At 39.3% G+C, this 22,090-nt stretch carries 23 protein-coding genes; 16 read left to right on the top strand and 7 right to left on the bottom strand.

Annotation, left to right across the window (positions count from 1 at the left end; translation table 11 throughout):
• The first annotated feature begins 109 nt into the window (after window positions 1-109).
• The 7 genes from L3V38_RS07145 to L3V38_RS07115 all read left to right on the top strand — a co-directional run bounded on the left by L3V38_RS07145 (window position 110) and on the right by L3V38_RS07115 (window position 5,288).
• Window positions 110-595, top strand: coding sequence for a GNAT family N-acetyltransferase (locus L3V38_RS07145; RefSeq protein ID WP_237118902.1), 486 nt, complete (start codon window positions 110-112; stop codon window positions 593-595).
• A gap of 113 nt (window positions 596-708) precedes the next feature.
• Entirely contained in the window at window positions 709-1,215 is a 507-nt protein-coding gene (locus tag L3V38_RS07140; protein ID WP_062567989.1) for a hypothetical protein, read from the top strand.
• Window positions 1,216-1,230: 15 nt separating this feature from the next.
• Window positions 1,231-1,842: a superoxide dismutase gene (locus tag L3V38_RS07135; RefSeq protein ID WP_237118901.1), complete on the top strand. Its 612-nt coding sequence runs from the start codon at window positions 1,231-1,233 to the stop codon at window positions 1,840-1,842.
• Between the two features lie 91 nt (window positions 1,843-1,933).
• Window positions 1,934-3,283, top strand: a complete 1,350-nt coding sequence (locus L3V38_RS07130; RefSeq protein WP_237118900.1) for an AlkA N-terminal domain-containing protein — start codon at window positions 1,934-1,936, stop codon at window positions 3,281-3,283.
• Window positions 3,284-3,285: 2 nt separating this feature from the next.
• The gene (locus L3V38_RS07125; protein WP_237119324.1) at window positions 3,286-3,753 is read left to right on the top strand and encodes a methylated-DNA--[protein]-cysteine S-methyltransferase; all 468 of its coding nucleotides are present in this window, start codon (window positions 3,286-3,288) and stop codon (window positions 3,751-3,753) included.
• A gap of 329 nt (window positions 3,754-4,082) precedes the next feature.
• Window positions 4,083-4,616, top strand: a complete 534-nt coding sequence (locus L3V38_RS07120) for a hypothetical protein (protein ID WP_237118899.1) — start codon at window positions 4,083-4,085, stop codon at window positions 4,614-4,616.
• An 87-nt stretch (window positions 4,617-4,703) separates the two neighbouring features.
• Window positions 4,704-5,288 carry a thymidine kinase gene (locus L3V38_RS07115; protein WP_130152169.1) on the top strand — a complete coding sequence of 195 codons (585 nt, stop codon included), beginning with the start codon at window positions 4,704-4,706 and terminating at the stop codon, window positions 5,286-5,288.
• Here L3V38_RS07115 and ltaE read toward each other — a convergent pair.
• The gene (gene ltaE / locus L3V38_RS07110) at window positions 5,271-6,278 is read right to left on the bottom strand and encodes a low-specificity L-threonine aldolase (RefSeq protein WP_237118898.1); all 1,008 of its coding nucleotides are present in this window, start codon (window positions 6,276-6,278) and stop codon (window positions 5,271-5,273) included. The genes L3V38_RS07115 and ltaE overlap by 18 nt on opposite strands.
• Before the next feature lie 10 nt (window positions 6,279-6,288).
• Window positions 6,289-7,194 carry a 23S rRNA (adenine(1618)-N(6))-methyltransferase RlmF gene (gene rlmF / locus L3V38_RS07105; RefSeq protein ID WP_237118897.1) on the bottom strand — a complete coding sequence of 302 codons (906 nt, stop codon included), beginning with the start codon at window positions 7,192-7,194 and terminating at the stop codon, window positions 6,289-6,291.
• Window positions 7,195-7,925: 731 nt separating this feature from the next.
• Here rlmF and L3V38_RS07100 point away from each other — a divergent pair.
• The 7 genes from L3V38_RS07100 to L3V38_RS07070 all read left to right on the top strand — a co-directional run bounded on the left by L3V38_RS07100 (window position 7,926) and on the right by L3V38_RS07070 (window position 13,876).
• Complete coding sequence (locus tag L3V38_RS07100) at window positions 7,926-8,531, top strand: DUF998 domain-containing protein (RefSeq protein ID WP_237118896.1); 606 nt, start codon at window positions 7,926-7,928, stop codon at window positions 8,529-8,531.
• Window positions 8,532-8,598: 67 nt separating this feature from the next.
• The gene (locus tag L3V38_RS07095; RefSeq protein WP_130152163.1) at window positions 8,599-8,817 is read left to right on the top strand and encodes a DUF6500 family protein; all 219 of its coding nucleotides are present in this window, start codon (window positions 8,599-8,601) and stop codon (window positions 8,815-8,817) included.
• Between the two features lie 138 nt (window positions 8,818-8,955).
• Complete coding sequence (locus L3V38_RS07090) at window positions 8,956-9,456, top strand: GNAT family protein (RefSeq protein ID WP_237118895.1); 501 nt, start codon at window positions 8,956-8,958, stop codon at window positions 9,454-9,456.
• Window positions 9,457-9,665: 209 nt separating this feature from the next.
• On the top strand, window positions 9,666-10,103 hold the full coding sequence (locus L3V38_RS07085; protein WP_237118894.1) for a GNAT family N-acetyltransferase: 438 nt from the start codon (window positions 9,666-9,668) through the stop codon (window positions 10,101-10,103).
• Between the two features lie 110 nt (window positions 10,104-10,213).
• The gene (locus L3V38_RS07080) at window positions 10,214-10,726 is read left to right on the top strand and encodes a ClbS/DfsB family four-helix bundle protein (protein WP_237118893.1); all 513 of its coding nucleotides are present in this window, start codon (window positions 10,214-10,216) and stop codon (window positions 10,724-10,726) included.
• 764 nt (window positions 10,727-11,490) lie between these two features.
• Entirely contained in the window at window positions 11,491-12,717 is a 1,227-nt protein-coding gene (locus L3V38_RS07075; RefSeq protein WP_130152158.1) for an MFS transporter, read from the top strand.
• 256 nt (window positions 12,718-12,973) lie between these two features.
• Entirely contained in the window at window positions 12,974-13,876 is a 903-nt protein-coding gene (locus L3V38_RS07070) for an alpha/beta fold hydrolase (protein ID WP_237118892.1), read from the top strand.
• Here L3V38_RS07070 and L3V38_RS07065 read toward each other — a convergent pair.
• The 3 genes from L3V38_RS07065 to L3V38_RS07055 form a co-directional block, all read right to left on the bottom strand.
• Complete coding sequence (locus L3V38_RS07065) at window positions 13,809-15,293, bottom strand: sulfotransferase (protein WP_237118891.1); 1,485 nt, start codon at window positions 15,291-15,293, stop codon at window positions 13,809-13,811. The genes L3V38_RS07070 and L3V38_RS07065 overlap by 68 nt on opposite strands.
• A gap of 124 nt (window positions 15,294-15,417) precedes the next feature.
• Window positions 15,418-18,003, bottom strand: coding sequence for a TonB-dependent receptor (locus L3V38_RS07060; protein WP_237118890.1), 2,586 nt, complete (start codon window positions 18,001-18,003; stop codon window positions 15,418-15,420).
• 292 nt (window positions 18,004-18,295) lie between these two features.
• The gene (locus L3V38_RS07055) at window positions 18,296-18,451 is read right to left on the bottom strand and encodes an oxidoreductase-like domain-containing protein (RefSeq protein ID WP_130152154.1); all 156 of its coding nucleotides are present in this window, start codon (window positions 18,449-18,451) and stop codon (window positions 18,296-18,298) included.
• 102 nt (window positions 18,452-18,553) lie between these two features.
• Between L3V38_RS07055 and L3V38_RS07050 the strand changes: the two genes are divergently transcribed.
• Both L3V38_RS07050 and L3V38_RS07045 read left to right on the top strand, forming a co-directional pair.
• The gene (locus L3V38_RS07050; protein ID WP_062567975.1) at window positions 18,554-18,964 is read left to right on the top strand and encodes a hypothetical protein; all 411 of its coding nucleotides are present in this window, start codon (window positions 18,554-18,556) and stop codon (window positions 18,962-18,964) included.
• Window positions 18,965-19,063: 99 nt separating this feature from the next.
• On the top strand, window positions 19,064-20,425 hold the full coding sequence (locus tag L3V38_RS07045) for a leucyl aminopeptidase family protein (RefSeq protein ID WP_237118889.1): 1,362 nt from the start codon (window positions 19,064-19,066) through the stop codon (window positions 20,423-20,425).
• A gap of 2 nt (window positions 20,426-20,427) precedes the next feature.
• On the opposite strand, the gene L3V38_RS07040 is transcribed toward L3V38_RS07045, so the two are convergent.
• Both L3V38_RS07040 and L3V38_RS07035 read right to left on the bottom strand, forming a co-directional pair.
• Window positions 20,428-20,814: a VOC family protein gene (locus tag L3V38_RS07040; protein ID WP_237118888.1), complete on the bottom strand. Its 387-nt coding sequence runs from the start codon at window positions 20,812-20,814 to the stop codon at window positions 20,428-20,430.
• 57 nt (window positions 20,815-20,871) lie between these two features.
• Window positions 20,872-21,945, bottom strand: a complete 1,074-nt coding sequence (locus L3V38_RS07035) for a ketoacyl-ACP synthase III (RefSeq protein ID WP_237115620.1) — start codon at window positions 21,943-21,945, stop codon at window positions 20,872-20,874.
• Between the last annotated feature and the right edge of the window lie 145 nt (window positions 21,946-22,090).

Here is a 22,090-nt window from a genome sequence, read left to right as displayed (position 1 = left end):
TTTTAGTTGCCTCATTTTTAATGCACAGTATTTCTGTAAAGGGCGTTTACACTATGCTAAAGCCCTTATAAACTGGGCGTTACAATAATGATGTAAAAAGGAATACAGAGTGAGTAACGCAATTACAATCCGTCCTGCAGTAGCAAGTGATGCTGCAACAATCCTACATTTTATTACCGAGCTCGCTATCTACGAAAAAGAGCCTGACGCAGTTAAAACAGACGAGCAAGCTATTTTAAAAACGTTATTCAGTGAAGGCGCAACGGCTCACAGTGTTATTTGTTTAGATGGGGACACACCTATTGGCTTTGCAGTGTATTTTTATAATTACTCAACGTGGCTTGGCAAAAATGGTTTGTATTTAGAAGATCTTTACGTCAGTTCAGATAGCCGTGGTAAAGGTGCGGGTAAGCAGATTATGCAATACCTAGCTAAGCAAGCTCTCGAAAAAGACTGTGGTCGCTTTGAGTGGGTGGTACTTGATTGGAATAAACCAGCCATTGATTTTTACGACAGCATTGGTGCTAAACCACAAAACGAATGGATTATTTACCGCTTAACAGGTCAAGAGCTGATTGATTTTGCGCATCAGTAAAAGCAACTAAGTTTAGCTGTAAAACAACAAATTAAAATATAAATAAAAATCATTTGCATTTGATCTTTTCTGTGTGTAGTTTAAATATACAGGTTTTAAGTGCAGGTGATTTTATGACTCAAACAACATCCCACACAGCGCCAACATATCAACCAATTGACGATGCACTTGCCCCATGGCAAAAGGCAATTTATGAAGGTAATTTATCATTTGAATGTGGGGACTTAGTTGTTGCTCGTGACCACTATACAGTCGCTGCAAATATTGCAGAGACATTAATGGCACAGTTTACGAATATACCCTACAGCCACACAGTGGCCGATTCACTATCACATTGCTTCCCGGCGTTTGTTGTTGCAACGCATAACTTAGCAGATACGTTTAAAGTGATGGGTCAACCAGAAAAAGCATGTAATTGGTTATGTCATGCTCATCAAAAGCTTAGTTTGGTGTTATGCCATCCCAATGAAAAAATACGACATCTCGTTCTGCATCATCATCACAAAACCTATTTTGAATTGGTTAAATTTGCCCAAATGTCCGCAGATTTTCCTGAATTGATCACACGCATAAATCATGTATTAAGTGATCATCCTCACAAAACACAGTTACTTCATTAATGATAAGGAAACATGATGGCTTACACATTACCGACATTAGAATATAGCTATGAAGCACTTGAACCACATATTGATGCGAAAACGATGGAGATTCATCATACACTCCATCATCAAACTTATATCAATAAAGCTAACGCCGCATTAGAAGGCAGCCACTATAGTGAGCAGGATGCTGAAAAGTTACTTCGTACTATAGGCTCACTTCCTGAATCATTACAACAAGCGGTGCAAGAGCATGTGGGCGGTCACCATAATCATTCATTATTTTGGCAAGTGATGACACCAAACGGCGGCGGTCAGCCAAGTGGTGAATTAAATACAGCGATTGTTGAAGCATTCGGTAGCTTTGATAAGTTTAAAGAGCAGTTTACCAATGCAGCGGTTAGTCGCTTTGGTAGTGGCTGGGCTTGGTTATGTGTTGATAAGAACAACCAGCTTGTTGTTGAAAGTAGCCTAAATCAAGATAGCCCTTTGATGCATAACCACACACCTATACTGGGCCTAGATGTATGGGAACACGCCTATTATTTGAAATATCAAAATCGTCGTCCTGAATACATCGCAGCATTTTATGAGGTTATTAATTGGCCTGAAGTTGAGCGCCGTTATTTAGCAGCAACTAACTAAACGTTAATCAAATAGGTTAAGGTCCGAAACTGGCTAGTCAAAAAAAATTATTCAGTTAAGCTAAGCATATTAGCGAGTAACGAGAATAATTATGACTAGCCAACAATGGCAAACAGCGAGGCAAAGCCGTGATGCTCGTTTTGACGGCGTATTTTTTGTTGCTGTTAAAAGCACGGGCATTTATTGCAGACCCATTTGCCCCGCACCGACTGCGCAAGAGAAAAATGTTGAGTACTATCAGTACGCGCATTTAGCCGCGCAAGCTGGTTTTAGACCGTGCATACGCTGTCGTCCAGACAGTGCCCCCAATAGCCCTGCATGGTTAGGAACCAAAACCACCGCATTACGTGCTAAGCAACTCATTGATAAAGGTGAAGCCTACGATTGTGAGGTATTAGCTGATAGGCTAGGGGTGTCGAGTCGTTACTTACGTCGTTTGTTTAATCAACATTTTGGACTCTCGATCACCCAATATCGATTATTTAATCAATGCAATTTTGCCAAGCAGTTATTACAAGAAACCGATTTGTCGGTGGCAGATATCGCATTTGCATCAGGTTTTAACAGTATCCGCCGTTTTAATGATGCATTTTTGAAGCAATTAAATATTGCCCCGTCCAAGCTGCGTAAGTCAGATAAAAAGCCAAGTGCGACATTAAATTTAACACTGGCTTTTAGGCCGCCTTATAATTGGCAGGCATACCATGGCTTTTTACAGCGCCGTTTGATTAGTGGCCTTGAATGGCTTACTGCAACGAGCTATGGTCGAACCTTTAAAGACAAACATTGCCAAGGGCAATTTACCGCACATTTTGTTGAGCATAAAAATCACTTTAAAGTGGTCATTGATATTGATAACACCCGTTATTTACAGCAAGTGATCAACAATATTCGACGTGTGCTAGATTTAGATGCCGATACGCACACCATAGAGCTGCATTTAAATGCAGAGCTCAAAGGTGCAATGCCGCTAAGTGAAGGGCTGCGATTACCTGGGATTTGGTCAGAGTATGAAGCGGGTATTCGCTCCGTCCTTGGTCAGCAGGTAAGTGTAACGGCTGCTCATAACCTAGTGACGCAGCTTGTGAACGAGTTTAATCAGCACAGCGACACCTCTTATTTTCCAAGCCCCGAGTGGGTCGCTAACTCAGAGCTCGACTTTTTTAAAATGCCGCAAGCACGTAAAGATGCGCTTAGGCGTTTAAGTGCTTATTGTTATCAAAACCCAGACAACCAAGAACTTGATAATTGGCTAGAACTAAAAGGTATTGGCCCATGGACAGTTAATTACGCCAAACTGCGTGGTCAAAGCCACCCTGATATTTTACTGGCTGGCGATTTAGGGGTTAAAAAAGCCCTCGCTGGAGTAAGCGAATTTGATAGCGAACGATGCGCACCTTTTCGTTCATATTTAACTTTTCAACTATGGCAGCAACTATGAGCATGCAACAAGTTATTATGCCAAGCCCCATTGGCGACATTACCATTCAAAGTACTTCAAAAGGTATTAGTTATGTAGGCTTTTACCCAGTTGAGAACATGCAAACAGATAAGGTGAATGAACATACATTGACACCGATTTTAATCTGTATTAGCGAGCTGAATGAATATTTTAACGGTGAGCGTACTGCGTTTACTGTGCCGTTAGATACCAAAGGTACAGACTTTCAAAGGCAAGTTTGGCGTGCACTAATGAACGTTGAATTTGGCGCAAGTAAGAGTTACCAAGATATTGCGCTGGCTATTAATAACCCAAAAGCAGTGCGTGCTGTTGGGGCGGCAAATGGTAAAAATCCAATCAGTATAATTGTGCCATGCCATCGAATTATTGGCGCAAATGGTAAACTAACAGGCTACGCTGGGGGGCTTAGTAGAAAAGAGTGGTTGCTTAGGCACGAAGGCATTTTGTAAAAATTAAGTTTGGCTTCTACACTGGTATTAATTTACTAAATTCGTAGTTTATTATGACAGTGACGTTATTTTATATTAGGTGTGTAGTAGCCATTGCCATGTTTGCCACATTTTATTCGCAAGCCAGAAGCATACAGACTATCAATATTTGTTATGCTGATTCTGCGAAAGCGCCACTATTTTTGAACGCTCGGAATGAAATCCCCATTTTTGCGGCCCAAACCCAATTCAATATTTTAAAACACATTGACGATAACCTGGCTAAGATAAATTTTATTTTGCACAAAAAAACACGGCAAGCTTGTATCGAAGCAATAAAAACAGGCGAAATGGATGCTCATCTAAGCGCATTTAATCACGAAAAGTTAAGCTATGCGGCTTTTCCTGTTAATAACAATAAGCAACCTATTAGCGAATTTGCACTTACACGATTTAGCCAATGTTTACTTGGTAATAGGCGCTTTCATACCAAGTGGGAGTCGCGGGAAGTGTTTCAGCGAAAAGCGTTCTCTCTTGTTGTGCCAAATGGGTTATTTATAGGTGATGCTGCAAGTGAAGAAACATTTTTTATAGAGCATTCATTTACGCAACAAGAGGCGGTGAATCGAGTTATAGCAGGAAATGCAGATGCAACGTTAGCAATATGCGAAATCGGTAATAACACAGTTGATTTGTCTGTATACCATAAACATAAATTAGCGCCTGTATTTCCGCCGCTTAATACGACAACGGCTTATTTAGCTTTTTCAAACAGCTTTTATTCAAAACATGAAAATGTGGCTAAACTAGTGTGGCAGCAGCTAGCAAAACAACCTATTTCCTCTCATTACGCTCAACTTCTTCATCTAAACGTGACCGATTAAAGCACTGCACTTTAAAACGCAAAGGAAAGGGTGATGTTACGGCGTGATTAAGGTAGCATATTGCGACTTTATTTTATGGGCAACCTCATGGCACAGCTGTACTTTTATTATTCTGCGATGAATGCAGGAAAATCGACAACACTTTTACAATCTGCATTTAACTACCGTGAACGAGGTATGGAACCCGTTATTTTAACTGCGGCAATAGATGATCGTGCAGGGGTGGGTAAAGTGTCATCGCGAATTGGTTTACAAGCTGATGCACACATTTTTGATGCTGATAAAAACGTATTTGAATTGATTAAAACGTTGCACGCGGAGCAAAAGCGTCACTGTATTTTAGTTGACGAATGTCAGTTTTTATCAAAAGAGCAAGTTATGCAACTGACTGATGTGGTTGATGAATTAGGTATACCGGTACTTTGTTATGGCTTACGTAATGACTTTAGAGGCGAGTTGTTTAGCGGCTCACAATACCTACTTGCATGGGCAGATAAACTCATTGAGCTAAAAACGGTGTGCCATTGCGGCCGTAAAGCGAACCATGTACTGCGCACAGATGAACAGGGCAATGCAATAGCTGACGGTAATCAGGTAGAAATTGGCGGCAACGACCGCTACGTATCGGTATGCCGCAAACACTATAAAGAAGCGTTAAATCTCGGCCGATAACGCCGAAATAAAGCTATCTATATCCTGCTTAGTGACACCTAAATGGGTTACTAAGCGCAGTGGTTTACCTGCTGAAAATAGTATGCTTTGCTTTTTTAGGGCTTTTACTACAGCGTTTAAATCGATACTTTCATCAACATTTGCGTAAACAATGTTGGTGTCGATTTGAAACGATGATGTGTCAAAACCCGCTAACGAATTTAACTTCTGTGCTAAATAAGCGGCGTTATCGTGGTCATCAGCAAGTCGTGCTACGTGATGCTCAAGTGCATACTGCCCTGCGGCAGCAAGCATACCCGCTTGGCGCATACCACCACCGAGCACTTTACGCCAGCGGCGCGCTTTATCTATTAATGCTTTTTTACCTAACAAAAGTGAGCCTACAGGGGCTCCAAGCCCTTTCGATAAGCAAATAGACACCGAATCAAAATACTGGGTGATTTCTCTAATATCAACCCCTAACTTAACCGCAGCGTTATACACACGAGCACCGTCTAAGTGCAGAGCAAGGTTATGTTTATTTACACATTCTCTTGCTTGTTTAAGGTAGCTAAGTGGGAGTACTTTGCCGCCAATAGTGTTTTCTAAGCTCAGTAGTTTGGTTTTTGCAAAGTGAAAATCATCAGCTTTAATTGCAGCCACTACTTTGTCTAAATTTATTGTGCCATCAGTATTATTTTCGATAGGTTGTGGCTGAATAGAACCTAAAACAGCAGCACCGCCACCTTCAAATTTGTAGTTATGTGCTTGTTGACCACAAATGTATTCGTCGCCACGTTCACAATGTGCCATTAATGCCAGTAAATTTGCTTGTGTACCGGAGCTACAATAAAGGGCGCTTTCAAAACCATGGCGCTCAGCAGCATATTGTTCAAGCTGATTAACGCTTGGGTCGTCGCCGTAAACATCATCACCGACAGCTGCGTCATTCATAACTGCGCGCATCTGTGCTGTTGGTTTAGTTACTGTGTCTGAACGAAAGTCGATCATCTTATTATCCTTATACTAGTTCGTTGAGAATGGCTTGGCGGTCGTTTTTATCAAAGTAACTCCAAGCGATGAAGCGACTTATTTTTTGGCCTTGTGCCATTTTTATAACTTTTACATCTTTCACATCAAGTGTACTAAGCAATTTTTTTAAAGCTGGCAAGGTGTCAGACTTAGAAACCAGTGACGTAAACCAAATACATTGCGCAGCAAACTCTTGGCTTTCAATGATCATTTTACTGATAAATTCGCGCTCACCACCTTCGCACCAGAGCTCATTTTGTCGGCCACCAAAATTAAGCACTTTTTGCGGGGCTTTGTTTAAGTTTTTCCACTTACGGTCAGTACCTTGTTTGGCCTGTTGTTCACTGGCATGAAACGGTGGGTTACATAAAGTAAGGTGAAACACATCTTTATGAGAAATAATCCCTGTAAACATTTTATTGGTATTGCTTTGCTGCTTTATAGTAATTTTAAGTCGATTAAATTGCACAATTTGCTTTGCAATTTTAACGGATAAAGCATCGATATCTGAACCTGTAAAGTGCCAGCCATATTCGTGATTACCAGTAAGCGGATAAATCACATTTGCACCTGTGCCTACATCAAGCACTTTTACTTGTTTACCTGTTGGTATGTGCCCTTGGTTATCTTTTGCTAGTAAGTCAGCTAAGTGATGAATGTAATCAACACGCCCAGGTACCGGCGGGCAAAGGTAGGTGGCGGGCAAATCCCAAAAATCGATTTTGTAATGACTTTTTAATAACGCTTGGTTGAGCGTTTTGACCGCTAATGCATTGGTGAAATCTATCGTATCAGTCCCCGTTGGCGTTTGCTTTATAAAGGCTGCTAGGGCAGGGGTATCTTTGCATAGCAAAGTAAAGTCGTAGCCATTTAAGTGGCGATTTCGCGGATGCATTAAGAAAAACCTATGTATTAGCCATATTAAAAGCAGATTGTAACAAATTAATCTTGGCTCTGGCGCAGTTACGGTGGATATTTTTATAAGTAGCAAAAGGTTAGTATGTTTGATACAAATGTTTGGTGATTACATAAAGTACTCAAGCTTGATTAAGCCCTTTGTTAATAGTCATGTTCAAAACTTGCTGAATGCTGGGGGTAACATCGTTATGGATTTTCCAGCTAATACCGTAAAGCAAAGAGCTTGGTTTATATCACTGTGTAGTGAAATAAACAGTGAACATGAATTTTAGTATTTAGATTTAACCGATGAGCAATGTTTATCTCACCTTGCTAAACGTCGGATTGAGCAACTACAAAGAGCTGTGTTTGACACAAAAGCTGTATATCATCAAGTAACCCAGTATTTTGAAGCACCAATGGCTAGTGAAAACCTGTGCTTGATACCGCTCGCATAACAAGCCGCTTAATGCAGAACCATAACGCATGGCATCTTATTAAATTAGCTTTAGTGTTTACGTTGCAATTGTTTAGGTCGGAGCTAGCCTTGCCTATTACTTAATGCAGCGTTACTACACTCCTGTTTTGGCATTAACATAAATAACTCACTGAATTTGTTTATGTCACAGGCAGCGATAAGCAAATTGCGTGCGCTAGTATAATTAAGTTCAATAGGATATTCTCATCGGCAGTTTTTATTAAGATGTATTTTATTATAAAAGGATTTTTATGTTTGAGAGCATCTCTGCGCTATCTGGCTTACTGGCTACGATTTGGATTTCTGTCGGTGTTTTCGTAACGGCTAAGTTTTACCCGAATTACGATCATAAAAACCAATTTTGCAGTGAATTAGGTGCTGCGGGTAGCCCCACTGAAAAGTTATCACCTATTATCAATAATTATCCGCTCGGTTTTATCTTTTGTTTATTTGGTTGGCATTTAATACAGCTTAATAATGCGAACATAGCTCTTGTCGTTACAGGTATTCTTATAATGCTCCATGGAATAGGAACATGGGTTGCGGGTTACTTCCCAATGGATAAAGACCCTTATACCCAGTCACCAACGTTGAGTTGTAAAATACACTCATGGGCGGGTGTTATCATGCTTTTATCTCTTTTACTTGCCCCAATAATAGTCGCATTCAGCCCTCCCTCTACTTATATTTCTTTTGAGTTCAGAGTGCTTTCAATCATTGTAGTTTTGTTAGCTATTTTTTATATAGTAAAAATGGCTAAAGGTTTGAAAAATAGAAAATTAACTGGCTTTTACCAGCGTCTATCGTACTGGGTCAAGTTGATCTGGCTAAGTGTTCTATCTTTGTTATTAATATAAGGTTAGTTACATAGTAAAAGTCTGCTGATAGCACTAAAAATACAAACAATAGATTGACAGGAAATTTATGAGAGAAGAATTGAGAGCCAAAATACTGGAAGTTTGCGATAAGAAAATGAAGAGCAAGGGAGAGAATGTTGGTCTGTCATTTTACGCCTTTTTTAAAAATAAAAATGATTGCCCTGAATTGCTAATGGAAGCGGCTACATGGTGGATCCAAACTCATAAGTTGGATCACTTTGTTAAAGCAAAAACGATCAAAGAGATGGTAGAAAGTAATTTATAACAAGCTCTCTTAGACGCCACTAACATGTGTCTTGATATTCAACTGCACTTGGTTTAAGAGTGAACGACAATCGGTATCAACTTTACAAGTATGCTGTCTTGGAATATTTTCTAAATTACTACCACATTAAAGGTACATATGAAATTTGAAGCCCTCACTAAAAGTCATGTAAGTAAACTATTGGACTTTGAATTGAAAAATAGAGAATGGTTTGAAAGTTATATTTCGCCAAGGCCTAATGACTTTTACTCTCACAGCGGTGTTAATAATCATATTGATTCTCTACTTAATCAAATAAATTCAGGTAATGCCTTTTGCGGAGTTATACTTAAATATAATGTTATTGTCGCGAGAGCTAACTTAAAAAATATTTCAGACCAAAGTGCTTATGTCGGTTATCGTGTTGGCAAAGATTTTACATCTCAAGGTGTGGCAACTTACTGTTTAGAGCAATTAATTGATATTGGAAAAAGTAAGCTTAATTTAAAACAACTCAACGCCCAAGTGCTAAATAATAATCCTACTTCAATGCACATATTGCACAAATTTGGTTTTGAAGCTGTTAGTACAACACCAAACTTTATAAAATTAAATAATAAACAATTAAGTTGCACTGAACTCATCTTAAAATATGCATGACTATGCAATCAAGAGCCCACACACATAGCTAACGCTTGGTTCTTTAACTGAGCCAAGCTTCGATAAAGAGCGAATCACAGAACTTTGTTTTTTGTTAACTTTATCAATTAATTACCTCGTAAAGTAAACATCCGTAAGTAGAAACGCGAGACGGTTTGAGGCAAAGAATTGAACTAATCGTTCAAATATTATTAAGGTTAAGGAGTAACATGTATATTTCACTGGAACGAATAGGTAAATCGAATTACGAAGCTGTTTGTGATTTAGATGTAACCGATGAGCAAGAAGAGTATGTAGCTAGCAACATGTGGTCTCTTGTAGAAGCTCATTATAACTCAGGGTATATCTGCAAAGCGATTTGCCACAATGGTCAGCCAGTTGGTTTTTTTATGTGGGTTTTAGAGAACCCATCAAAAATTTCAATTTGGCGTTTTATGGTAGACCAACATCATCAGAAAAGGGACATTGGAAGAAAAGCGTTAAAGATGGTTTTAAAAGAAATCACGACAGATTCGACAATCAAGGAAATCGAGATTTGCTACAACCCCAAAAACCCAGTGGCAAAAGACTTTTATTCTAGTATTGGTTTTGAGGAGATTGGCATGGACGAAGATGGTCAAGACATGCTCGCTCTTATTAAGCTATAAAAACCTAATAAAACGCTCCAACCACATTAGCTTTGGTGTTTAGGTGGTAGGCCGAAACGGCTATATTATGTTGCTCACCCTTAACGGGTAGTATAAAGATAGAGGTTAAAATGTCTTCAGTACCAAGAAATAAGATTGAATTTAAGTTAGCTATAGACTCAACATTTCCAAAATTAATGGCTGATTATCGCTCAATTCCACAAAGCAAAGCTCGTAAGCTTGGCATAGAGGGAAACGTCAAAGGTACAATCATTAGCGTTAGTGACACAGTGGCTTACCTGATTGGTTGGAGCAAGCTCGTTCTTAAATGGTACCACCTAAAATCTCAAAATCAGCATGTGGATTTCCCTGAAACCGGTTATAAATGGAATCAACTGGGGTTACTCGCCGAAAGTTTCCACGAAGAATATCGTGATTGGAAATACGATGTTCTTCTCATGGAGCTTGAGTCTACGGTGAACGAGGTACTTTTACTTGTTTCAAGTTTAAGTGACCATGAGTTATATGGTGTCGCGTGGTATGAGCAATGGACTTTAGGGCGTATGGTCCAGTTGAATACGTTATCCCCTATGAAAAATATACGTACTAAAGTTCGACGTTTCAATAGAGAGTATACATATTAGGGCGTATCAAAGGGATTCTCAGTGCTTGGCATCTTCGATTAGTTTTAACGTTAGTGTTTACAGCACCGCAAGTTAGGTCAGGTGGTTGCATTGTTTGTACTTTTAATAGTTCACAGATTTTTCTTAACCCACTGAAATTTAATATAAATAATTTTTAAGTTTAATAAGCTAGCTTCTTCTGTTGTTTTTTCTCTGCGTCTCTAAGTGCCAAGGAAGGGACGGAATTTAAAATTCGAAATACGCATACTCTGCAAATAAAATCTCAAGAAACTGGACTGGATTATAAGTTACATATTCGCCTGCCAAACGATTACTCAGAAAAAACAAAAGCTATCTGCTGGTTTTATTAAACGCCATAGGTTATGTAGTTACGGTGGGTATAATTTAAAAAAGTTTAGATTTCAAATATGGAAAATTTTCTTAAAAAAATAAAAACCATCAGTTAATTGTATGAGCTATTCATACTGTTAAATGGATTCCTGAATAAGTAAACATGTCTTAACTTTCCTTTACTCTCAAATTAACCTTTGTAGGTGCCTGTTTCTATTTAAGTAACTTAACCGCTTCTCTTTTGGTTAAGGAAATACTAATAAAAAATGTGTTTAATGTTTACAGTGTTCCTTTTTAAGGTAAATTGGAAGGGCTATTGAACTCTTAGATATATTGAAAAAGCAGAGGTTTATTATGAATAAAAATAAGGCAGTGTTATCAAGTGCAAAGAGGCATTTCTGCGACATAGCGTTTGATTTATTAGGCCTTAATTTATGAGCAGTTGTAAGAAAAATCAAAATATGCCATTGCTAATGATGGCTTATTTTATCTCGTCTGCTGGAAATTGGATTTTCAAATTTGCCACCCCCTTGTATATATTTACTGCAACAAGCTCCGCACAGCTAATGGCTTTGGCGTATGCAGCGCAATTTTTACCTGTCGTTCTCTTTTCGTTGTTTGTTGGCTACGTATCCGAGCGCTTCGATAATAAAAAACTGTTGCTGCTTATGGATTTTATAGGATTTGTATTGTGCTTAGCTTTATTTAGTCTGTGGCATGATGAAATGCCTAGTGAGCTATATATATTATATTCATTTTTAATTGCATCTATAACAACTTCTTATCATAGCTTTTTTCATGGTGCTATCCCAAGAGCTTTCACATCAAAACAAATCCATTCTGTGTCAGGTGGGATCGCTTTTATAGATTCATTCTTTCCCATTCTGGGGCCTATGCTGGGAGCTGTTGTGGCTTCTGTTATAAGCTATAAATCTGCTTTGCTTCTTACTGGTTTTGGCTTTTTAGTTTCTTGGTTTATAACTTTATTTATTGTATTTCATGATCGTGAGCTAGAGAAAACTGGCAGCCTTTATAAAACTATTAAAAACGGATTCAAAATAATAATTGAATCAAGATTTCTCTCTTTTGCTATTCTACGGTTTTTTATGGCTGGTATTGGTTTGAATTGTTTTGTTTCTTTATTTATGTTTTTACTTAAAACAGAATATTTTCTTTCAGATGTAGATGTCGGTATTGTTTATGCCATTTCTTTTATTGGGTTATTAGTCGGTAAACGAATTACGTCTTTTATTTATAATTATAGGTTTGATATAGAATTACTATTAACGTGCACAGGCTTGGTAACTGCATTATGCATATATTTGTTATCTATTAGGATAGGTTTTGTAGCAGTGGTTGTTGCATGGAGTGTCATAACAATGATGAGTACAATCAATCTTATTATTTTATATACAGAAAGACAGAAAGAAGTTGATAAGTCTAATATTACTAATGTTGTCTCTATTTCAACAATGCTAATTTTATTGTCATTTCCCATAGGCTCTTTTAGTGCAAGTGAGCTAATAGAATTCTTGAACGTATTTGATGTTATTAATATCTCTGCTTTATATTTACTTATTTTAAGTGGTATTTTTCTTTTGAGTTGGTGTTACAGTTGGGTAAAGCGACTCTCTAGGCAAGATACTAGTGAAGAAAGCTAGGTTTATTCTTTACAAGGTAATTGTGACTTTAGAGGTTTATTTTTGCAAATTGTGAGAATTGTTTCATTAAATGGTAAGGCTCAATAAAGGAGGCAGCTTTAAAAGCAAAATTTCTAGGGTTTAACTTTTTAAACATTTGATACATATTTGGCTTTAAAAATACAATTAGAGTTCATCGCATCATGCTTGCTTTGCTTAATAGACTGGCGTAACTTAATACTGGTACGATGAGTCTATAAGAATAAAAAGGTCAAACGTGACGATTAAACAAGAATCAGTATTTATAAAGCTCGCCGAAAGCCAAACATTACACTTTCGCCGTATTAGTAGAACGGATGCCAAAGGGCCTGCAGTGTTTTTTATGCATGGTGCTGTAGAAAATGGCAAAATCTTTTACACCCACAGTAATAAAGGCTTGGCCCCTTTTTTAGCTGAGCAGGGTTATGTTTGCTATGTAGCTGATTTACGTGGTCGTGGAGAGAGCAAGCCTGCCATATCAAAGCATGCAAAGTATGGTCAAACTGAAGCTATTTTAGAAGATATTCCCGCATTTTTAGAAAAGATTAAACAGCTTGAAGGTGAGCCTGCTCGTTATTGGGTGGCGCACTCTTGGGGCGGGGTGTTAATGAACAGTGTATTTGCGCGTTTTCCTGAGCTGATTGACGATGTAAAAGCGTGTGCTTATTTTGGCTCTAAGCGGTCTTTGTATAACCACCATCCGAGTAAGTATATTCAAGGTAATTTAATTTGGTATGGACTGGCGCCATTAGTTGCCCGCAAGCATGGCTTTGTTCCTGCTAAAAAACTTAAGTGGGGCAGTGATGATGAAACCCGTAAATCCCATTACCAAAGTATGCAATGGGCTAAGCGCAAACCTTGGGTCGATACTGATGATGGTTTTGATTACGCTAAAGCATTAGCCGATAAAGCGTTACCACCTATTATGCATGTTGCGGGGATTAAAGACAAAGCACTGTGCCAGCCCATTGATATCGAAAAGTTTATGGCTGAGTCAGGTATAGGTAAACAAACTATGACTATTTATGGGCGAAAATATGGTCATAAAGTCGATTATGACCACATTAACATGCTTACTCACCCACAGGCTCGTCAGGACCAGTTTGTTGATCTTCTGAATTGGTTTGAGGACCACTCATAAGCTTTTGCATTGCTACTTCGTAGCGTTTGTATTTTTCTGTTGCCTTTGTTGAAAGCGGTTGCCTGACAGCCGCTTTACTGAGTGTCGCTACAGGCTTGTTCGATTTATAAAAATCTAAAAAGTGGTCACTGTATTTAATAGTCAAAAACTCGCTTAAGGATTGCAATGTTTGTTTTGGCTCTGTAACAAGTTGTTCATAGTTAAGATCAAAAATCGCTTCTGGCATAATGTGCTGCCAATGTTCCATAAGTTCAGTGTATAAATCATAGTACTGTTTGAACTCAGTGAGAGAGCAAAAGTAGGGTTCGTTTTCAGCAAAATAATTACTAAAGACTGACCATGCAATCGCATTGTAGTCGCGCTGCATATTAATAAACTTGGCATTTGGAAATAACAAATAGATTAAGCCAAGAGATTGATAATTAGCGGGTAGTTTGTTGATCATAAATGGGCGCACTTGGGGCGCTTGTTTTATTCGTTCAATGTAGATGTTACGGGCATGATTGATCAGCCCTTGATCAAGCTTTGTCAAGCAAGCAGGGTAAGGGGTCTGCGTTTGTTGTTCAATATACGCGACTACTTCATTACTAATGCTTGCATCTTCGCCTAAGCTTGAAAAGCTATCATGGCTTATTAGCATTTGCTCAAGCAAAGTTGAGCCACTTCTGGGCATACCAATAATAAACACTGGCGTAATAGTGCCACTAAAAAAGCGATCGCGAGAATTGATTAAAGCCTGGCTATTATGTTGAATAATATCGTGGTAAAACGGCGTAAGCGCTGCGGTTTTAAATGTTGTTAACTTAGACTGTAGTTTGTTGGCAAGTGTAAAGTAATTAAATGCTTGGTCTGTGTCGTCTAAAATATCGTAGCTTTTGCCTAGCGCATAATAACAAACCATTTTTAAGCGTAAGTTATTCGTGAGTGTGAGAAACTGATGCAGTTCTTGTATGTAGTTTTGCTCGTGATTAAACCGTGCAAACTGCACAAGTTCAAATAAAATATAGGCTTTTACAGGGTAGTCACCCATAGTCAAAGCATGTTGCAATGTGCTGTACGCTTTATCTAGCTCGCCATAAGTTAAGTAGTGTTGAGCAAGGTAGTAATGAGGCTCAGGATTGTGACTGGCGATGGACTTTGCATACTCAAGCACAGTTAAAGCATCGTTTGGAGAGTAAACACCATTAAACGCATCTGCAAGTGCATGCAAAGGCTCAAGCATATAAGGAAGCCGCTCACAAGCGCGTTGTAATAAGTAAACAGCGGCGTCATATCGCTCTAAGCGTAGCGCAATTCTACCTAGACCAAATAGGGCTTCACCACTTTCAGGGTTGGCATCTAACAATGCTTTGAAGTGAAATTCAGCTTCTTTTAATTTGTTTTCTGCAAGGAGTTGATTGGCTTTATTTAGCAACATGACATTACGATGAAATTATTATTTTTATTCACTATAAAACGAAAAAGGCGAAATGTCTTTCGCCTTTTTATTTAGCTTGGTTAGTTCCTACTCTGTATGAAGCACAGTTAGTTACTAAGCTCGCTTAGAACGTATAGGTTGCTTTTACGTAGTAGAAACCGCCGTTAATACCAAACGGAGAGGTTTCGTAGTACTTACCACCCCAGTTGCTATTTGGAATGCCTGTGTTATCAAAGAAATCGAGTTTTTCAGCTTCTTGGTCAAACAGGTTTTGTGCACCAACAGAGAAACTGATTTCTTCAGTTAAGAAGTACGTTACTTCTGCATCAATGGTTACAGCTGCATCAGCTGTTTTAGCTGTTGCGTCGTAATCTACGTGCACGCCTTGGTATTCACCGAAATAGTTCACACGTGTAAATGCAGAGAAATCTTCCCATTGTTGCGCCCAGCTAAGTGTTGCGCGGTGATTTGGTAAATCATTTTCAAGGCGGCTTACTTTAAATTCGCCTGTGATTGGGCTTGATTTAGTTACTTCAGTATCATTCCAGTTATAAGCTAAGCTGAATGTAGAGCTACCACCTAACAATTCAGTTGCATAGTTGGCTACTAGGTCAACACCTTGCGTTGTGGTATCAAAGTCATTGGTAAAGAAACTAACTTGAGCAAGATTTTGTACGTTAGGTACGCCTGCAGCTTCTAGTGTGTTTTTATCCGCTTGGCTTAACTCAATTTTGTCTGATTGACTGATACGGTCATCAACTTGAATGTTGTAATAATCAACCGTTAAGAATAAGTCACCCAATGTCCAAACTGCACCAAATGTGTAGCTTTGCGATTCTTCTGGCTCAAGCTCTGTACCACCTAATTGCACTGCAATTGGGTTTGTTGGTGGTAATAGAGCAGAATCCACTAACACACCACTGCTTAGGTTTGTTTGCACGTTACTAACGTTAGCCTGACCAACGGTTGGAGCACGGAAACCTGTACTTAATGAACCACGAATATTTAAGTCTTCAGTTAAGTGGTATTGCGCTGTTAATTTGTAGTTAGTGGTTGACCCAAAGGTGTCATAATCTTCGTAACGAAGTGCTAAACCCATTAAAAAGTCTTCGGTAAATGGTGCTTCAATATCGACGTAAGCTGCGTAGTTACGACGTGTGTATTCACCAGCATCAGATGGTTTGAAACCTGGGAAACCATTTGAGCCAATACCAAAACCTTGCTCTGTTAAAGGACCCGCAGTAAAAGAAGCCACATCACCTGAAACAACAGTGAATGTTTCTTCATGCCACTCTAAACCACCGGCAATGTTTACGTCGTAAGCTAAACCAAAGTCAAAGCCTTTTGATAAATCAGCGTTAAAGTTCTTTTCTAACTGTGTGTATTTACCAGGGCTAAAGTCACGCGGGCTTTCAGGGCCAAGCGAAGCATTGATTGTATCGTAAATGAAATAGCGAGATTCATTAAAACCAACAGAACCACTTAAGTCGTAGTATGCGCCTTCTAAAAAGCCGCTAGTTACTTCGCCTTTAGTACCAATTGTTAGTGCAGTATCTGTAATGTTACCGCCAAAGTTAGGTGTAAAACCGCCTGGTAGAATTTCATTAAATGCAAAGCAGTCAGGGTTGTTAGCAACACCGTTAATGTAATCTGGGTTATCTAACACGTTGTCATCAATCATGATATCAGTCGGACAGTTGCCGCTCATGTCGCCAGTTAAATCACCAACAAGTAGCGTTTCGCCGCCGTCATTTGAGTACACACCTGGGCGAGTATGTGGGTTACGATAGTAGAAACCACCGCGCACATCACGCTCAGAGTAGTTACCAAACATGTAAAATTGCGATGTATTACTTAAATCGAGACCGATATTACCGAAAATTGAGATATCGTCATCAACTTCTGGTGCCCCCCAAACTTGCGCTAGAGGAGAGACATCAGGAACACCTGCATCAGCAAGTGCAGCTGCATCAGGACGCTGAACTGAGCGACTTGTTGCGTCAGCCGTTTTGTATTGGAAGCTTAAGTTTGCAAAGCCATCATCAGTGAAAGGAAGACCTACGTTACCAGAGATTTGCGTGGTATCGCCATCACCTTCATAGTATTCACCTTTACGGATCTCAAAAGAGCCGCCTTCAGAGGCATCTTTTAATACAAAGTTCATTACACCCGCGATAGCATCAGAACCATACTGTGCAGCAGCACCATCACGAAGTACTTCAACTTGTTTTAGAGCAATACTAGGAATTACTGAAATATCAGCACCCTGAGCACCGTCATTAATACCACCGCCTAAAAATGCAATAACAGAAGCACGGTGGCGACGTTTGCCGTTTACTAATACTAATGTACTGTCAGACGGTAAGCCACGTAAGTTGGCAGGGCGAACAAGTGACGCAGCGTCACTGATTGGGTTTTGATGCACGTTAAAAGACGGAACTGAGCCTTTTAATAGCTCAAGCATGTCTGTGTTACCTGCTTTCGTTAATTCTTCACCACCGATAATATCAATAGGTACCGGTGAATCACCAATTGAGCGTGGTGCTGAACGTGTTCCCACAACAGCTATTTTTTCAACATTTTTATTAACTTTTGTTTCTTCAGCTGTCTGCTCTGCCGCAACGACTGAACCTGATACAAATAGACCAGCCGTTGTGGTTGCTAATGCAAACTTAATTGCGTGATGTAGCGCACTATTTTTTAATTTCATTCTGACTTCCCCAGTTAGAATAGTTATGATTATGCCACCAAATAGGTATTTAAACTTGGTGTAAACAACTTATACCGACTGTAAATTTATTTTGCAAATTGTTAATGGTGTGTTGTTTTTGGTTCGGAGGAGTCTAATTTATTGTGATTATCTTTATTATGTGCATGAAAGTTAAGAAGATAAATTATTCTTAAATTGATTGAAAATAGTCAGGATTTATCGGTTTGTTAGAAAAAAAATTTAATTATTGATTGTTTGTATGATTTTTGAGCTGAAAACAGGTTGGAACGATTTACTTATTTTGTTGTGTTTTATTACTTAATTGCCATTGCTTTAATTTTTCACGGTATTCATCCCAAACACAAGGACAGCAACTACCTCCACCACAGCACTCATCTGGGGCTGGCTTTTGTGGTTTATTATCGCTGTGCTGGTTAGTTTCGTACATGTGAAATTTAAAATAGTAATAAAATGATGTGCAGGGTAATGTAAAAATTAATATAAGTAAATTATGCTTTGTGAAGTCCCCTTGCTGTGTGAGAATAGCAACATGCGATTATATAAAGTCATTCATAGAGCCCCGTTTAGGGTGGCTAAAATTACAAAAAGACGTCAGCAATTACGTTTCAAGCGCGCTATGGTGGCACTAAAAATTGCACTTGCCCAAGAAAAGCAAGAAACCAAAGAAATGTTGCATATCTACAAGCGTTACACCCAAGGCAATGCCAGCAAAGAAGAATTACACACTGCTAATGAACAATTCTTAGATATTTTAAAAGGCTTGGGTCTTGGCGTCTTTGCTGTTTTACCCTTTGCACCAATAACGATCCCCTTAGTTGTAAAGTTAGGTCATTGGGTTGGTGTAGATGTTTTACCTAGCTCTTTTAATATCAACAAGTCAATTAAAGAGATCGATCAGCAAGTAGCCAAAGAAGAGGCCGAAGAGAAAAATCAAAAATAATTTTTATTTCTTTGATTTAGCCAAATAGCTTGAATGCTATACCTTTTGTTGCTTGTTATTGGTATGCTTAATTATCTTTTCTTCATTTAGAGTCGTTTAATGAGTTCATTAATTCGTCATTCTTCATCGGGTATTCCTTTATCTTTCGTTGAAAAAGCGCAACTTTCAGATTGGCTTGAATCACAATCTAAGGCACTGCAAAATTGGCTTGCTAATTGTGATTTTAAGAATAAAGGTTTGGCTTTGGTTGCCGACAGTGAATCCGGTGAGCTTACTCACGTTTATTGTTTAGTGGCAGATCTTCAAGATTTTTGGTTAGCCGGTGAGCTATCGACAAAACTGCCTGCTGGTTGTTACCAAATACAAGGTGAAGAAAAGTTCATAGAACAGGTTGCGCTTGGTTTTATGCTAGGCGGCTATGAATTTAGCGAATACAAAGAGAAGCCTTCACCGCGCGCGCAATTAGCAATTACAAATAAAAGCCTTGTTGAGCGTTTAACACAACAAGCAAATGCAATTAATCTTGTTCGTGATTTAGTAAACACGCCCGCTGCAGATATGATGCCTCAGCATCTATCTCAGGTTATGGCAGACCTAGCCGACACCTACGATGGTGATTTCAGTGAATGGGTTGGGGATGAGCTTTTAGAACAAAACTACCCAACTATTCATATGGTGGGTCGTGCGAGTGAAAATAAACCTCGCTTGCTAGATTTACGTTGGGGAGCACAAGATGCACCTCAAATAACGCTAGTAGGGAAGGGGGTTTGTTTTGACTCAGGTGGTTTAGATTTAAAACCAAGTTCGGGCATGCGCAACATGAAAAAAGACATGGGTGGTGCTGCACACGTGATTGGTCTTGCACAGTTAATCATGGCTACCAACCTGCCTATTCGTTTACGTGTTTTAGTACCTGCGGTTGAAAATGCCGTATCACGTAATGCATTTAGACCAGGCGATGTGATCAAAACACGTAAAGGGATCACGGTTGAAATTGACAACACTGACGCTGAAGGTCGTTTGGTCTTATGTGATGCTTTAGCTGAAGCGCAAAATGATAATCCAGAACTTATTATCGACTTTGCAACGTTAACAGGCGCATGTCGTATTGCCCTTGGTACTGAGTTACCTGGTTTTTTTGCGAATAACCGTGATGTTGCCAATAAATTATTAGATGCCGGCGAAAGCTGTCATGACCCAATTTGGCAACTTCCGCTGTTTGATCAATACAAAGCACTATTAAAAAGCGATGTGGCAGATATTGCCAATTGTGCGTCAACTCCATTCGGCGGTGCAATTACCGCAGCGCTTTATTTGAAGGAGTTTATTGAACCAAGCACGCCTTGGGTTCACTTTGATGTAATGGCTTGGAACTTACGTGCATTACCTGGACGCCCTGTTGGCGGTGAAGCACTGGGTATTCGAGCGGTGTTTAATTACCTACAAGAGCGCTTTCAATAAAATTAAAGTTGGTACAGCTCTAATGGCAAATCATCGGGATCGGCAAAAAACGTAAACTGCTTCCCGGTGATTTCATCCACTCTTATTTCTTCAACTACAATTCCATGCTGTTCTAAATATGTTTTCGCTTTAGCAATATCAGCAACTTTAAACGCTAAATGGCGTAATCCCTGAGCCTCTGGGTAGCTTGGCCTTTGTGGTGCATCAGGAAAAGAAAATAATTCAATCTGACTGCCATCAGGAAGTGCTAGATCTAGCTTGTAAGAATCACGTGCACTGCGATACTGCTCATGAATGACAGGCAGTTTTAAAATTTCTGTATAAAAATGCTTTGAGTGAGCGTAATTACTACAAATGATAGCTGCATGATGAATGCCTAATAATTCCATTGAGCCCTCACAAAAAAGCGCGACTATTGCCGCGCTTAATATCTAATTTAATTTGAATTATTCAGTGCCTTTACACGCTGCTACCGCAGGGGCCACTAGCTCTAGCCCTGTCTTATCACAAGGTGGTAAAGCTGCGTCAGACTTCGCTATTGGTGTAACGCGCTCCCCCCATTTTATGTAGCTTGCAGCCCACGTTAAACCAGCACCAAAGGCAGCAGACATTATATTTGAATGCGGTTTGATTAAGCCTTGTTCTACGGCCTCACAAAGTGCGATGGCAATTGTTGCTGCGGAGGTATTGCCGTAATCCGCTATGTTAACCATTACTTTTTCGTCAGCTACTTTTAGGCGTTGTTGAATTGCTTGGATAATGCGTAAGTTAGCTTGATGAGGCACTAATACATCAATATCATCAAGTTGTAACTGTGCTTGGTTTAAAACATCATCACAGGCTTCACTCATGCCTTTTACTGCACGTTTGAAAATTTCACGGCCTTCGAATAATAAATTAGACGGGCCAATTGGTTGGTACTTGTTAAGATCGCTACCAAAGTTTTCGATGTGAAGAATATCTCTGTCTTCGCTATCACAACCCGTTTTGGTTGCAAGCAAACCAGACGGTGTATCTGACGCTTCTAACACAACTGCACCAGCGCCATCACCAAATAATACCGCACTGTCACGGCGAGCCCAGTTTACATACCAAGTCATACGCTCAGCAGCAATAACGACAGCTTTTTTGATCATGCCTGCACGAATTTGTGCGGTTGCAGCTTGTAATGCATATAAAAAGCCTGAACATGCAGCGTTGGTATCCATCGCGGCGGCGCCTACCGCCCCAATATTTTTTTGAACCAAAGACGCTGTGTTAGCAACCATCGTTGAAGGGGTACACGTAGCTAATAACACCAAATCAATGTCTTTAGCGTCAACACCAGCACAGGCAAGAGCTTGCTTTGCGGCAACAGTGGCTAAATCGGCAGTAGAAACATGACTGACACGACGAGATTTAATGCCTGTACGTGTTGTGATCCATTCATCATTGGTATCAACAATATTGCTAATTTCATCATTGCTGATGCTTGCTGGTGGTATACATTTACCCCAGCCAGTAATTTGGGCATAAGACATAATGTGTTCTCTTTATGTGGTCAGACGACTTTAATTTTTTCGAAGTTATATCAAAATTCACATCCTAAGACTAGCGTAACGCAGTTTCACATCGTAAATAATGGCATTTACTCGGTATTTAAGTTAAACCTAGTATAAAAAAGAG

This window comes from Pseudoalteromonas sp. L1 (genome assembly GCF_021728095.1).
GTDB lineage: Bacteria > Pseudomonadota > Gammaproteobacteria > Enterobacterales > Alteromonadaceae > Pseudoalteromonas.
The sequence above is the reverse complement of the archived record's forward strand: the minus strand, read 5'-3'. Positions and strand labels throughout refer to the sequence as shown.

Bases quoted from the DNA above. Each gene is read 5' to 3' on its own strand.
- L3V38_RS07040 (WP_237118888.1), bottom strand. From the start codon at position 20,814: ATGGAATTATTAGGCATTCATCATGCAGCTATCATTTGTAGTAATTAC.
- L3V38_RS07130 (WP_237118900.1), top strand. From the start codon at position 1,934: ATGACTAGCCAACAATGGCAAACAGCGAGGCAAAGCCGTGATGCTCGT.
- L3V38_RS07120 (WP_237118899.1), top strand. From the start codon at position 4,083: ATGGATGCTCATCTAAGCGCATTTAATCACGAAAAGTTAAGCTATGCG.
- L3V38_RS07100 (WP_237118896.1), top strand. From the start codon at position 7,926: ATGTTTGAGAGCATCTCTGCGCTATCTGGCTTACTGGCTACGATTTGG.
- L3V38_RS07090 (WP_237118895.1), top strand. From the start codon at position 8,956: ATGAAATTTGAAGCCCTCACTAAAAGTCATGTAAGTAAACTATTGGAC.
- L3V38_RS07140 (WP_062567989.1), top strand. From the start codon at position 709: ATGACTCAAACAACATCCCACACAGCGCCAACATATCAACCAATTGAC.
- L3V38_RS07050 (WP_062567975.1), top strand. From the start codon at position 18,554: ATGCGATTATATAAAGTCATTCATAGAGCCCCGTTTAGGGTGGCTAAA.
- L3V38_RS07055 (WP_130152154.1), bottom strand. From the start codon at position 18,451: ATGTACGAAACTAACCAGCACAGCGATAATAAACCACAAAAGCCAGCC.
- L3V38_RS07080 (WP_237118893.1), top strand. From the start codon at position 10,214: ATGTCTTCAGTACCAAGAAATAAGATTGAATTTAAGTTAGCTATAGAC.
- L3V38_RS07060 (WP_237118890.1), bottom strand. From the start codon at position 18,003: ATGAAATTAAAAAATAGTGCGCTACATCACGCAATTAAGTTTGCATTA.
- L3V38_RS07125 (WP_237119324.1), top strand. From the start codon at position 3,286: ATGCAACAAGTTATTATGCCAAGCCCCATTGGCGACATTACCATTCAA.
- L3V38_RS07135 (WP_237118901.1), top strand. From the start codon at position 1,231: ATGGCTTACACATTACCGACATTAGAATATAGCTATGAAGCACTTGAA.
- ltaE (WP_237118898.1), bottom strand. From the start codon at position 6,278: ATGATCGACTTTCGTTCAGACACAGTAACTAAACCAACAGCACAGATG.
- L3V38_RS07075 (WP_130152158.1), top strand. From the start codon at position 11,491: ATGAGCAGTTGTAAGAAAAATCAAAATATGCCATTGCTAATGATGGCT.
- L3V38_RS07115 (WP_130152169.1), top strand. From the start codon at position 4,704: ATGGCACAGCTGTACTTTTATTATTCTGCGATGAATGCAGGAAAATCG.
- L3V38_RS07065 (WP_237118891.1), bottom strand. From the start codon at position 15,293: ATGTTGCTAAATAAAGCCAATCAACTCCTTGCAGAAAACAAATTAAAA.
- L3V38_RS07035 (WP_237115620.1), bottom strand. From the start codon at position 21,945: ATGTCTTATGCCCAAATTACTGGCTGGGGTAAATGTATACCACCAGCA.
- L3V38_RS07085 (WP_237118894.1), top strand. From the start codon at position 9,666: ATGTATATTTCACTGGAACGAATAGGTAAATCGAATTACGAAGCTGTT.
- L3V38_RS07095 (WP_130152163.1), top strand. From the start codon at position 8,599: ATGAGAGAAGAATTGAGAGCCAAAATACTGGAAGTTTGCGATAAGAAA.
- rlmF (WP_237118897.1), bottom strand. From the start codon at position 7,194: ATGCATCCGCGAAATCGCCACTTAAATGGCTACGACTTTACTTTGCTA.
- L3V38_RS07045 (WP_237118889.1), top strand. From the start codon at position 19,064: ATGAGTTCATTAATTCGTCATTCTTCATCGGGTATTCCTTTATCTTTC.